This is a genomic window from Paraburkholderia sp. GAS33 (assembly GCF_050436645.1).
Lineage (GTDB): Bacteria > Pseudomonadota > Gammaproteobacteria > Burkholderiales > Burkholderiaceae > Paraburkholderia > Paraburkholderia phenazinium_B.
Genome location: NZ_JBNDMP010000016.1, coordinates 154,590 through 166,792, shown reverse-complemented (window position 1 = coordinate 166,792; position 12,203 = coordinate 154,590). Strand labels below are relative to the sequence as shown.

11 protein-coding genes are annotated in these 12,203 nt (G+C 64.1%); 3 read left to right on the top strand and 8 right to left on the bottom strand.

What is annotated here, in order from left to right:
• Nucleotides 1–228: 228 nt before the first annotated feature.
• The 5 genes from fumC to P3T24_RS34290 form a co-directional block, all read right to left on the bottom strand.
• Nucleotides 229–1,629: a class II fumarate hydratase gene (fumC, locus tag P3T24_RS34310; RefSeq protein WP_429441206.1), complete on the bottom strand. Its 1,401-nt coding sequence runs from the start codon at nucleotides 1,627–1,629 to the stop codon at nucleotides 229–231.
• Between the two features lie 88 nt (nucleotides 1,630–1,717).
• Nucleotides 1,718–3,322: a phospholipase D family protein gene (locus P3T24_RS34305; protein ID WP_429441203.1), complete on the bottom strand. Its 1,605-nt coding sequence runs from the start codon at nucleotides 3,320–3,322 to the stop codon at nucleotides 1,718–1,720.
• 410 nt (nucleotides 3,323–3,732) lie between these two features.
• Nucleotides 3,733–4,692, bottom strand: a complete 960-nt coding sequence (gene panS, locus P3T24_RS34300; RefSeq protein WP_429288144.1) for a ketopantoate/pantoate/pantothenate transporter PanS — start codon at nucleotides 4,690–4,692, stop codon at nucleotides 3,733–3,735.
• A 177-nt stretch (nucleotides 4,693–4,869) separates the two neighbouring features.
• Nucleotides 4,870–6,270 (bottom strand): MATE family efflux transporter, encoded by a 1,401-nt coding sequence (locus P3T24_RS34295; RefSeq protein WP_429441201.1) that lies wholly within the window; start codon nucleotides 6,268–6,270, stop codon nucleotides 4,870–4,872.
• A gap of 150 nt (nucleotides 6,271–6,420) precedes the next feature.
• Complete coding sequence (locus tag P3T24_RS34290) at nucleotides 6,421–6,639, bottom strand: RNA-binding S4 domain-containing protein (protein ID WP_429441236.1); 219 nt, start codon at nucleotides 6,637–6,639, stop codon at nucleotides 6,421–6,423.
• 306 nt (nucleotides 6,640–6,945) lie between these two features.
• On the opposite strand from P3T24_RS34290, the gene P3T24_RS34285 reads away from it, so the two are divergent.
• The 3 genes from P3T24_RS34285 to P3T24_RS34275 all read left to right on the top strand — a co-directional run bounded on the left by P3T24_RS34285 (nucleotide 6,946) and on the right by P3T24_RS34275 (nucleotide 10,014).
• A complete protein-coding gene (locus tag P3T24_RS34285) occupies nucleotides 6,946–7,395 on the top strand; it encodes a hypothetical protein (RefSeq protein ID WP_429441198.1) in 450 nt (149 codons plus the stop codon).
• 120 nt (nucleotides 7,396–7,515) lie between these two features.
• Nucleotides 7,516–7,767: a hypothetical protein gene (locus P3T24_RS34280; protein WP_429403998.1), complete on the top strand. Its 252-nt coding sequence runs from the start codon at nucleotides 7,516–7,518 to the stop codon at nucleotides 7,765–7,767.
• 135 nt (nucleotides 7,768–7,902) lie between these two features.
• Nucleotides 7,903–10,014 carry an ATP-dependent helicase gene (locus P3T24_RS34275; RefSeq protein ID WP_429441196.1) on the top strand — a complete coding sequence of 704 codons (2,112 nt, stop codon included), beginning with the start codon at nucleotides 7,903–7,905 and terminating at the stop codon, nucleotides 10,012–10,014.
• A 33-nt stretch (nucleotides 10,015–10,047) separates the two neighbouring features.
• On the opposite strand, the gene P3T24_RS34270 is transcribed toward P3T24_RS34275, so the two are convergent.
• The 3 genes from P3T24_RS34270 to P3T24_RS34260 form a co-directional block, all read right to left on the bottom strand.
• A complete protein-coding gene (locus P3T24_RS34270) occupies nucleotides 10,048–10,824 on the bottom strand; it encodes a DUF4088 family protein (protein ID WP_074263813.1) in 777 nt (258 codons plus the stop codon).
• Nucleotides 10,825–11,100: 276 nt separating this feature from the next.
• Nucleotides 11,101–11,424 (bottom strand): AzlD domain-containing protein, encoded by a 324-nt coding sequence (locus P3T24_RS34265; RefSeq protein WP_074263814.1) that lies wholly within the window; start codon nucleotides 11,422–11,424, stop codon nucleotides 11,101–11,103.
• The gene (locus P3T24_RS34260) at nucleotides 11,421–12,101 is read right to left on the bottom strand and encodes an AzlC family ABC transporter permease (protein WP_083611500.1); all 681 of its coding nucleotides are present in this window, start codon (nucleotides 12,099–12,101) and stop codon (nucleotides 11,421–11,423) included. The genes P3T24_RS34265 and P3T24_RS34260 overlap by 4 nt, the downstream gene beginning before the upstream one ends.
• Between the last annotated feature and the right edge of the window lie 102 nt (nucleotides 12,102–12,203).

The following is a 12,203-nucleotide window of genomic DNA, read 5'->3' as shown; positions in this document are numbered from 1 at the left end:
GGGCCACGTCCGCGCTGTATGTGATCGCGGCGCGCCCCGCTTGCGCCTCACTCACCCCGCCCGCTGGGGCGCCGGCAAATTTTTACGCGCAACCCAACAAACGCGCGGGGCGGGTCCCGACACCCGCCACGGCGCTTTTTGCATCTGTCTCGCGGTGGCCTGAAACGGGCTTCGTTCAGCACGAAACCCGGTTCCAGTCAGGCCTGAACGCGGCCTGACCTCACGACCTCAACCCGGCGTATTGCCGACCATATCGTTCGGCTTTACCCACTCGTCGAACTGCTGTTCGGTGACAAATCCAAGCGCCAGCGCCGACGCCTTGAGCGTCGTGCCTTCCTTGTGCGCCTTCTTCGCGATCTTGGCCGCCTTGTCGTAGCCGATGTGCGGATTGAGCGCCGTCACCAGCATCAGTGATTCGTTGAGCAGCGTGTCGATGCGCTCGCGATTCGGCTCGATGCCGACCGCGCAGTTGTCGTTGAAGCTGTGCGCGCCGTCGGCGAGCAGGCGGATCGACTGCAGCACGTTGTGCGCAATCATCGGACGGAACACGTTCAGCTCGAAGTTGCCGCTCGCGCCGCCCATATTCACCGCGACGTCGTTGCCGAACACCTGGCAGCACAGCATGGTCATCGCTTCGGACTGGGTCGGATTAACCTTGCCCGGCATGATCGAGCTACCGGGCTCGTTTTCCGGAATCGATAGTTCGCCGAGACCGCAACGCGGGCCGCTCGCGAGCCAGCGCACGTCGTTGGCGATCTTCATCAGGCTGGCCGCCACGGTCTTGAGCGCACCGTGCGCGAATACCAGCGCATCGGCGGCGGCCATCACCTCGAACTTGTTGGGCGCCGACACGAACGGCACACCGGTTAGCTTGCCGATTGCCGCGGCAACCTTGTCGGCGAACTGCGGATGCGCGTTAAGGCCGGTACCGACCGCAGTGCCGCCCTGCGCGAGTTCGTAGAGATGCGGCAGCGCCGATTCGACGTGGCGAATGCCGTGATCGAGTTGCGCCACATAACCGGAGAATTCCTGACCTAGCGTGAGCGGCGTCGCATCCTGCAAGTGGGTGCGGCCGATCTTGACGATCCCGGCAAATGCTTTCGCCTTGCTGTCGAGCGTCGCACGCAGCGTCTTTAGCGCGGGCACCAGATGCTTGACGATGCCGACCGCCGCCGCCACATGCATGGCCGTCGGAAACACGTCGTTGGACGACTGGCCGCGATTTACGTCGTCGTTCGGGTGCACCTTGCGCGCCTCGCCGCGCTCGCCGCCCAACAGCTCGCTCGCGCGGTTGGCGATCACCTCGTTGAGGTTCATGTTGGTCTGCGTGCCGGAGCCGGTCTGCCAGACCGCCAGCGGAAATTCGTGCGGATGCTTGCCTTCGATGATTTCGTCGGCGGCCTGCATAATGGCCTTCGCTTTGCTCTCGTCGAGCACGCCGAGGCCCAGATTGACCTCGGCCGCCGCACGCTTGATGACGGCCAGCGCCGTGATCAGCTCGGGCGATTGCTTCTCCGTGGAGATGCGGAAATTCTGCAGCGAACGCTGGGTTTGCGCGCCCCATAGCTGCGCGTTTGGCACGGCAATCTCGCCGAACGTGTCGCGCTCCATTCGTACGTCTTCGGTCATGGTTCAACTCCGCTTTAACTGAAAAGCTCAATTAGCTGGATAACTGCATGGTTCGGATGCCCTGCGCGCCCGCGCTGCAAGGCGTGCATCAAAGCTGACCCTGGACTGGCAATAACAAGAATAGACCCGTCATCACATTCCGGTACAAACCTGCTTGCGGGTCCGAGGTGTAGGTGTGCCGCTGGCCGTTCTCCTCGTCAGTCCATTCGAGTTGCGACTGCGGCGAACCAATGTAGCTCACTCCGGCAAGTTCTGCCTTCGAGGCGAGCGTGACCCGATAGCTGACCGCCGGCGCGGTCGCACGGTCGAACAGCGCGGCGACCTGGCCCGCCAGCACCGGACTGTGGATGAAGAGCGCCAGTTCGGTGTTCAGATTCGCCGAGCGCGGATCGAGGTTCATCGAGCCGATCACCAGAATCTGGCGGTCAAGCACGTAGGTTTTCGCGTGCAGGCTGGCGCGTGAACGCGAGCCTGTCACCGACGTCCCCGTGCTTTGCTGGTCAGGCTTGAATTCGTACAGCTCGACGCCGTGCTGCAGTAGCGTCACACGGTAGGGGCTGTAGCCGGCTTGCACGGCCACCGCGTCGGTGGCGGCGAGCGAGTTGGTCAGGACCGCGACCCGTATGCCGCGCTGCGTGAGTTGCGCGAGTGCATCCACCCCGGCATCGTGCGGTACGAAGTACGGCGATACCACCAGAAACTCTTTCTGGGCCTCCTTCATCAGATCGGCGAGACGTTGCATGGGTGGGCTGACGTAGTCAGGCGACGGCTGATCGATCTTGCCCGGCGTATCGGCCTTGAATTCCGCTGGAGCCCACGTGAGGTCGAGTTGGTTGGCGGCGATCTGCGTTGCGAGCGGTGTCGCATTCAGCGGTTTCGCGTTGTAGGGATCGGCGTTGGTGCGCCAGTGCGCGCGCAATGCATCGCGCGTCGCGTCGAGTTCCTGCGGCGAGAAGTTCTGGTGATTCAGCGCCTTCAGCGGATAGGCGCCGGAGCTGTTCCAGTACTCGTCGAAGCTGGCCGACACGTCGGCGGTAATCGGACCTGCCGCGAGCACGTCGAGGTCGCGGAACTGCAGCGTGGTGCTCGCGCTGAAATACTCGTCGCCGAGATTGCGGCCGCCGACGATCGCCAACTGGTTGTCCGCGATCATCGCCTTGTTGTGCATGCGGCGCGTGAACTGGTCGATCTTCGTGAGCAGGTTGGTGGTGCGCTCGAACACGCTGCGATGACTGCTGCCAAACGGATTGAAGACCCGCACCTCGATGTTGGGATGCGAATTCAGTCCGGCCATTGTGTCGTCGATGTCCTTGAAATTCAGGTCGTCGACGAGCATGCGCACGCGCACGCCGTGGTCGGCGGCGTAGAGCGCGGCGCCGAGGAGGAGCTTGCCGGTAGTGTCTTCGTTGGCGATGTAGTACTGCATATCGAGCGTCTTCGTCGCCGCGCGGGCGAGGGCGATACGCATCTGCAGCGCCTCGGTTCCATTCGACAGCACGCGAAAGCCGGATTCGTCGGGATGCGCGCTTTCGATGGGCGAGAGAGCGGCGCTCAGTGGTGTCGTGGTGGTGGTCGGCAGTGCGTGTGTGACGGGACGATCGAATGCGGCCGCGGGCGGCCGGCTTGCGCAGGCGGTCAAAAGTGCCGCCGCGGCGCACACCAGCAGGCAATGCTTGCCGATGCGCGTGGCCATTCGCACTGCGGTGCTCGCGAATGGTGTCGTCCTTGGTGGACGTTGACGATATTGCGACGTGATGTTGTTGTTGCTGTCGTACGCCGGCACGTTATTCCTCCGCTGGATTCGGTTCGCGCACGGCCTGAAGTGCAACGTTCAGGGCGTACACCCGATGCATCTGTGCTCTGTCGAGGAAAGCATTCTAAGGGGAATTGATCGGGCAAGTATGTGACATCGCACTTGCGCCTGATGTTCATGAGAGCGGCTGGCGTCTCAACCCGGCAGGGATGGTATTGCGACGTAGGGGTCTGTGGTGTGATTCGTCATGCTAACGATATGCAAGTGAGTCGCACTCGTGGGCGACACCTGCGCAGCATGGTTGCGAGTGTCGCTGCGCGCTCTTCGATGACGAGCGCGCAGCGTTACCCTTAGCTGCGTTTCGCCTCGAACGCGGACCCGCTGTCAGGATGCGTGGAACCTTTGGCCGGGCGACCTGCCCAGTATCCCGCGAGCAGCGATCCCGAGAGGTTGTGCCATACCGAGAACAGGGCACCGGGCAATGCGGCCAGCGGTGAAAAATACAGTTTGCCGAGCGTCGCGGCGAGGCCGGAATTCTGCATGCCGACTTCGATCGCCAGCGTGCGGCACACGGCTTCGTCGAAACCGAGCAAGCGGCCGCCCCAATACCCGCCGAGCAGACCGATGCCGTTATGCAGTACCACGCCGAGCATCACCACGAGACCGACCGACGCGATACTTTTCTGCGTACCGCCCACCACCGCGGAGATGATCAGCAGGATGGCAATCATCGACACCAGCGGCAGAACCGGTTCGACCTTGCGCACCAGTTTGCCGAACAGATGGTTGACGACGAGGCCTACCACGATCGGCAGTGCGACGATCTCGAGGATGCTCATCAGCATGCCGCGCACATCGACTGCGATCGAGGCGTCGACATAAAGGCGCGTGAGCAGCGGCGTCGCGAACACGCCAACCAGCGTCGACAGCGCACTGATCGTCACCGATAACGCTACGTCGCCGCGCGCCAGATAGATCATCACGTTCGACGCCGTACCGCTCGCGACACTGCCTACCAGCACCATGCCCGCCGTCAGATCGGGCGGCATGTGCAGCACTTTGGCGATGCCCCACGCGGCGAGCGGCATGACGAGATAGTGCAGGACGATGCCGGCGACGACCGGCGCGGGCCGGGTGAAGACGCGCCTGAAGTCGGCGATGGAAAGGGTCACGCCCATCGCCAGCATGATGATTGTCAGCAGGGTGGTGACGTGCGGCGCGATGGGGCTGAACGAAGCCGGCGAAAAATAGGCGGCGAGTGAGACCAGCACGGCCCACAGCGGAAAGAGACGGGTAACCCGGGCAAGCATGTCAGGAGGTCCTTGGTTCTGTTTCTGGATGGCAATTCGAGCGGGCCGGCGTGCAAGGCGTCGAAGCATCGGACAGCGGATTACTGGCCGTGCGGATGGCGCATGCCAGGCGGCACGCGTTGGATGCGTGTCCGGTGCCGTCCTTATGGGACGCGCAAGCGGGCAGTCGGGGCGCGGTCATACCGATGGTTGCGCAGCGGCCGGCACGCGTCGCAGGCTGAGCTTGTGAAAGCGCAGCGTCATGAGCAACGCGACGCTCGCGAGTCCCGCCGCGAGACCCCACCACAGACCTCGTGCGCCAAGCCCGAAATGAAACGCGAGCGTGTAGCCGGTCGGAAAACCGATCCCCCAGTAGCCGAACGCGGCGGCCAGCATTGGCACGCGCGTGTCCTTGAGACCGCGCAGACATCCGGAGCCGACCGTCTGCATACCGTCGACGATCTGGAAGATCGCGGCGACGCCAAGCAGCGAGCTGGCCAACGCCACGGTGGCGGCATTCGCGGGATCGTCGAGGTGTAAATACAGACCGACGATCCAGTGCGGCGCGAGGATCAGGACGAGCCCCGACAGCGACATGAATCCGACGCCCAACCCGAGCGCCACGAAGCCCGCGTGGCGCGCGGCGAGCGGCTGCCCCGCGCCGGACCAGAAGCCGACCCGCACATTGGCGGCCTGACCGATCGCGAGCGGTACCATGAACGCCACCGACGCAACGTTCAGCGCGATCTGATGCGCCGCGAGCTGCGATTCGCCGAGCACGCCGACCATGAGGCCCGTCGCCAGAAAGAGCGTGGACTCGACGCCATAGGTGATCGCCACCGGCCAGCCGATGCCGAACAGTTCGCCCATCAACGGCAATCTGGGCCGCGTCGCGGTGACGAAGTGGCGATAGCGGGGGCGCAGATGCAGCCACCCCATCAGCACCAGCGCGGTGATCCACACGGTGATGGTGGTGGCTGTCGCCGAACCGAGGAAGCCGAGGCGCGGCAAACCGTTCGCCCCGTGGATCAGGCTGTAGTTCAGGAAACCGTTCACGCAGACCCCCGCCAGCGACACCCATAACAGACGTTTGGCCGCACCGATGGCCGGCAGGAACGAGCGCATCAGGCCGACCCCGATCAGGCTGGCAGGCGCACCCCAGCGCAGGATGGCGGCGTATTCGCCGACGTTGTGCGCGAGTAGGGCCGGCTCGCCAAAGGCAAGCAGGATCGGCGTGGCGAGCGACAGTACCGTGAAGGCGGGGACCGCCAGCAGCATCGACATCACGAAGCCGGTCCAGTAGATGTGCGGCACGCGGTCTTCGGCCTGGGCGCCGCGAGCGTGCGAGACGCTCACGCTCACCGACGTCAGCACGCCCTGCAGCAGCGTGACGACCACGAAGAACAGGTTCGCGCCAAGTCCGCCGGCGGCGAGCGCGTCGGGCCCGAGCGAACCTAGCAGGATCGTATCGGTGACGCCCATTGCCATTTGCGACAGTTGGGCAATGGCGAGCGGGGCGGCGAGGCGGGCGGTGTCGGCGGCGTGGCGGGAAAACGTAGGCGGCGGCGCGGCCACCCGGGAGAGGCCGGATCGGGTCATAAAGCGAGGCACGGAGCAGGTCGCGTCCATGCCGTTTCTATCGAAACCGACAGCTTAGGGGGTAGGCGAGCTGTTGTCGATCTGTAAGCACATCTTTGGTGCGGATTTTTGGCGAGCCCGCAGTCCAGCGCTGAGCCGAGCCCGGCGGCGCTATGCCTCGTGCACGGCAATCCGGGTGTCGCCCAGCAAAACAACTTGTCCCGCGCGGATTTTGCAGGTTTTACGTAGCTCGACCCGGCCATCCACGGTCACTGCGCCGGAGGCAACCATCAGTTTGGCGGAGCCGCCGCTGTCGGCAAGCCCCGTTATCTTCAGGAGATTGTGCAATTCGACATAGTCGCCGGTCAGGGTGAAATCGAGATTGGGCATGGCGATTGCGGCAAGGGTAACGGGGTTCGCATCATAAGCCAGAAGCCACATGGATAGCCTCAGGCAGTCCGGCTTATGCTGATTGAAAGCATAGGTTATGTTTTCGTTAGAAAATGAAACGGTGCGTAACAGTGACCGTTTCTCGCGAACTTCACTCGCAAAGGGCAGGTCTGTAGAAAAACCTGCTGTCTGCGTGACCTTCCGTCACTTCGACGGCAGGGCGCAGCAGACCGGACGATACGCACCGCCAGCATCTTCGGTGGCTTGCCGTCCGAGTCCTGACAACAATTTTAGAGAGGTAAAGCTATGACCCAGATTCGTTCGCTCCTGATCGGTACCGCCCTGACTGCTTTTGCCGCTACCGGTGCGTTCGCGCAGACCAACGCGCAACCGGATGCCGGCGGCGCGGGCCAGCAAATGGCGGCGCCCGGCGCCGATACAGCGGCTCCGGCCGCGCAAGGCGTCCAGCCGCCGACCCCGGCGCCGCAGCGTCTGACGGCATCGGGCTCGACCGATCCGCTGGTGCAAAAGCGCGACGCGGATGCGCATGCCAATGCCCAGTACAGCGCGTCGAAGAAGGCGTCGAAGGCAGAGTTGAAGCAGCAGCAGGCCGCGGCCAAGTCGCAGTACAAGCAGCAAGTCCGTGACGCCAAGATTAACAAGAAGGCCGACAAGCAGACGGCCAACAACGATATGAAGATGAACATGCAAGGCCAGACGCCGAACCAGGATGATGCTTCCGACGTCAAGCACTAAGCATGTAGCAAGGGGGCGGTGAGCCGCTCCGACGGGCCGGCGCGGCTTGCCGCGGCCGGCCCGTTCAATTTTATCGGCGGGTTGTCCGTGGCCTGTCCGTGACCCTGAGGGAGGTATTGCATGAATAAGCCCATGAACTGGATTATGGCGGCGCTGATTGCCGGCTGCGTGTCGCCGGTTGCGTTCGCGCAAACGAACGACTCGACCGCAACGCCCACGCACGCCGACAAGAAGGCTGCCAAGGAACAGGCGAAGGCGGACAAGAAGTCCGATGTCGCTCAGGCGAAGGCCGACAAGTCGAAGACGGAGGCGCAGTCTGACGCTGATAAGGCTGCGGCCGATGCGAAGGAAAAGGACGCGAAGAAGGAGTAGGGGTGGGGGGCGTCGTCTCGGTGGTTGAGGAAAAAAAGGGTGCTTGTCGGAGCTGGTTGTATGGATATACAGTATGCGGCGCCGCGCTGTTTTGCGGCCCATGCCCTGTAACCCTCTATCTGCCGCCCAGACACCGTGCTCTCCGTTGCCGAACCCGCGCCGTCCGATACTGCCTCCTGGCTGGCGAGGCTCAATGACGCGCAGCGCGAAGCCGTCGAATACGACACCGGCAACGTTACGCAGCCGACCGGCGCCCTGCTGGTCATTGCAGGCGCGGGGTCGGGCAAGACCAATACATTGGCGCACCGGGTCGCCAATCTGGTCGTCAAGGGTGTCGATCCCCGTCGAATCCTCCTGCTGACGTTTTCACGCCGGGCCGCGGTCGAAATGACCCGGCGGGTGACGCGCATCGCCGGACAGGCGCTGGGCGCGCGGGCCGCGGTGGCACAGGGTCTGACGTGGTCGGGCACGTTTCACGGCATCGGCGCCCGTCTGCTGCGCGAATATGCCGAACTGATCGGCCTCGCGCCCACCTTCACGATCAACGATCGCGAGGATTCCGCCGACCTGATGAACCTCGTGCGGCACGAGCTCGGGCTCTCGGCGAAGGAACGGCGTTTTCCATCGAAGGGCACCTGCCTCGCGATCTACTCGCGCGTTGTCAACACCGGCGCGGCGTTGGCGGATGTGCTGAACGACGCGTTTCCGTGGTGCCGCGAGTGGGAGGCGGATCTGCGGCTGCTGTTTGCCACTTATGTTGAAGCCAAGCAGAAGCAGAGCGTGCTCGACTACGACGATCTGCTGCTCTACTGGTCCCTGATGGCCGAGCAACCGGCGATCGCTGCTGACCTTGCGGGCCGCTTCGATCACGTGCTGGTAGACGAGTATCAGGACACCAATCGCCTGCAGGCGTCTATCCTCCTCGCGTTGAAGCCCGACGGCCGCGGCCTGACCGTGGTGGGCGACGACGCCCAATCGATCTACTCGTTTCGCGGCGCGACGGTGCGCAACATCCTCGATTTTCCGGGCCACTTCAATCCGCCCGCGAGACAGGTCACGCTCGAGCGTAACTACCGCTCGACGCAGCCGATTCTGGCGGCGTCGAACGCGGTGATCGAGCTCGCCAGCGAGCGCTTCACCAAAAACCTGTGGACGGACAAGGCATCCGCCCAGCGCCCGCACCTCGTCAGCGTGGCGGACGAGGCCGATCAGGCGCGTTACGTGGTCGAACAGGTGCTCGAGGCGCGCGAAGCCGGCATGAAGCTGAAGGCGCAAGCGGTGCTGTTTCGCGCCGCTCATCACAGCGCCGCGCTGGAGATCGAACTGACCCGGCGCAACATTCCGTTTGTGAAATTCGGCGGCCTCAAGTTTCTCGACTCGGTGCACGTGAAAGACGTGCTGGCCGTGCTGCGCTGGGCGGAAAATCCGCGTGACCGGGTGGCGGGGTTTCGCGTCACGCAGCTCTTGCCTGGTGTCGGGCCGGCGACGGCGGCGCGTGTGCTGGATGCGGTGACTGAAATTGCCCCCGGCGCTACGGCCAACGCGCTGGCAGCCTTCGCTCCACCGCCGCGCACTCTGGAAGACTGGCAACCATTCGTCGCTTTAATGTCGAGCATCTGCAATCAGGGCTCGTCGTGGCCGGCCGAGTTCGAACGGGTGCGGCGCTGGTACGAACCTCACCTTGAACGCAATCACGAAGACGCGGCCATCCGTCATGCGGATCTGCTGCAAATGGAGAGCATCGCCGCCACCTATGCCTCGCGCGAGCGTTTCCTGACGGAGTTGACGCTCGACCCGCCCGATGCCACTAGCGACGAATCCGGCGTGCCCATGCTCGACGAAGACTATCTGATCCTGTCGACCATCCATTCGGCAAAGGGGCAAGAGTGGCGCAATGTGTTCGTGCTGAACGGGGTCGACGGCTGCATTCCGTCGGACCTCGGCACGGGCAGCGAGGCGGAGATCGACGAGGAGCGACGCCTGCTGTACGTGGCGATGACGCGTGCGAAGGAGGATCTTCACATCGTCGTGCCGCAACGCTTCTACGTGCATAACCAGACGCATCTGGGCGATCGGCACGTTTGGGCCTCGCGCACGCGTTTCATCCCGGCGCACCTGCTGCCGCTCTTCGACGCGCATGCCTGGCCGCGCGTGCCCGAGCCCGTTGCGCCGAGCGCGGCGGGACTGGCCGCGGCGGCGCAAGCGAAGCTCGAAATTGCGGCGAAGCTGAAAAAGATGTGGGACTGAGCGCGGGTGGGGTGTACCGGCACCCGGCGCCGTCTAGCGTGACTGCTGCCGCGGCTGTTGTTGCTGTGGTTGCGGGCGGGGCGGCGGCGTAAAGAAGGCGCGTAGCCACGCCGCGAGCCGCGAGAAAATGTCGTATGGCTCTTCGACAAAGATTTCCGGCTTCAGCAGGCGCAGATATTCCATGATCTGCTGCGCTTCCTGTTTCTGGAACGAGCCGTGGGAAATGCCCAACCGCAACAGGCCGCGTAGTTCGCCAAGCTTTTCGCGCGCGGTGCTGCCAATGCTCGTCTCGCACGCCACCTTCGCCTCGTAGACCCGCTGCCGCAGCGACTCGACCAGCCGCCATGCCGGCGTTTGCATGGTCTCTTCGAGCGCCTGGATGTCCTGCGCCGCGCTCTTGATCTGCGCGGCGAGCGGATCCACCAGCGACGCATCGCCATCCGATTCCTTGACGATCGCCGCCGCCCAGTCGTGACACTGCTTGGCCAGTTCCTCCGGGGTCCATTCGGAGCGCGAGGCGAAGCCAAACCCGAACTCTGATGCCTGCTGCATCAGGATCGCGACGACATCCGGGAATTCCTTGTCCAGCGTGCGTTTAGCCCATGCGTATTGACCGCCCTGCAACATCCGCTTCACCGCGTGTTCGGTGAGCGGCACCATGTTGTCGAGCAGTTTGGCGCGCAGAAAATCCTCAAACGACGGCGTGGCGAACTGCGGGTCGAGCTTGAGCGAGACGCGCAGAAACGCGTCAAAGTCCTTGCGCAGGTTTGCGACGGTTTCGTCTTTGAGTGAAAGGGTGATTTGACCCATGTCGTATCCCGTTTGGTCCTCCCGCGTTGCACCGCAAAAGTGTCGCCTTCTGCGAACTGCCCCCGTGACAGGGCGACGTCGATGCTCGACGCGGTTGATCTTGCTTGTTGCCGCATAACCAGCGGGAGAACTTCCCGGCGAGCGGACCTCGACTGCATAACGGCGGAATGGGGTAAAACTTGAGGGGCAGAGCTTGGGGCTGGCGCGTGCGGGCCGTCGGATGCAGCGCCGGTTGCGGCGCTGCACAAGGCTGGCGATGCAACCAGGGGGGCCGCTCTACTTGAGGACGACGCCTTGCCAGACAAAAAAGACCGTGAGTCCGACCGCAATGGTGAGCAATGGCCGGCGGGTCAGCGCACTGACGGCCACGGCGGCGAGAGCCCCGACGAGTTGCGGATTGCGCCACGTGAGTTCGGCGTCGCCGCCGTGGGGCGAGACGGTCATGGGCACGATGATGGCGGTAAGCACCGTCACCGGCACGAAACCGAGGGCGGTCCGCACGAGCGGCGGGAACACCAGCCGCTCGCCGAGCACGAAAACGGTCGCGCGGATCGTCCACGTGATGAGCGCCATGCCGAGAATCAGGAGGGCGTAGTTCATTGTGCCGCCTCCGCCTCCGCCTCTGCCGTGCGCCGCTGGCTGCCGGGCAACGACAGCAGCACGCCGACCACGACTCCGGCGAACACCGCGCCGAGCAGGCCCAGCTTATAGGGCCACGCCTGCCAGAAGAACGCCAGCGCGCCCGCGGTGACGGCCGCGGCGAAATAACGTAGCGCGACGAGTTGGGGCACGACGATCGCGATGAAGGTGGCGGCCATGGCGAAATCGAGCCCGAGCGACTGCAGACCGGGGAACGCCGCGCCGAACAGAAGGCCGGCGAGCGTCCAGATCTGCCAGTTGAGATACATGGCGAGACCCGCGCCGAGGAAGTAGTACGGGCTGATCGAGCCCGGCGGATGGTGCCTGTAGTGCGCCCAGGCGACCGCGAAGACTTCGTCGGTGAGCACGCCGCCCAGCGCGAGGCGCCAGCGCAGCGGCAGGTTCGAGACATAGGGCGCGAGCGTGGCGCTGTATAGGACGTGCCGCAGGTTCACGACCAGGGTGGTAGCCAGCACCACCGCGAAGCTCGTATGGCCTGCGATCAGGCCCAGCGCAATAAATTGCGCCGAGCCGGCGAAAACGACGAGCGACATCAGTTGCCCGTGCCACAGGTGCAGCGGGCCGGATGTGACGAGGGTGCCGAAGATCATGCCGAACGGCGCGGCGCCGACCATCATCGGGATGATGTCGCGCGCGCCGGCGGTGAATTCAGTGCGTCTGGTATGGGTCAATCTTGCCTCCTTGGTCTGCGGAGGATAGCCGCGGCGGGGTGGGGAGGG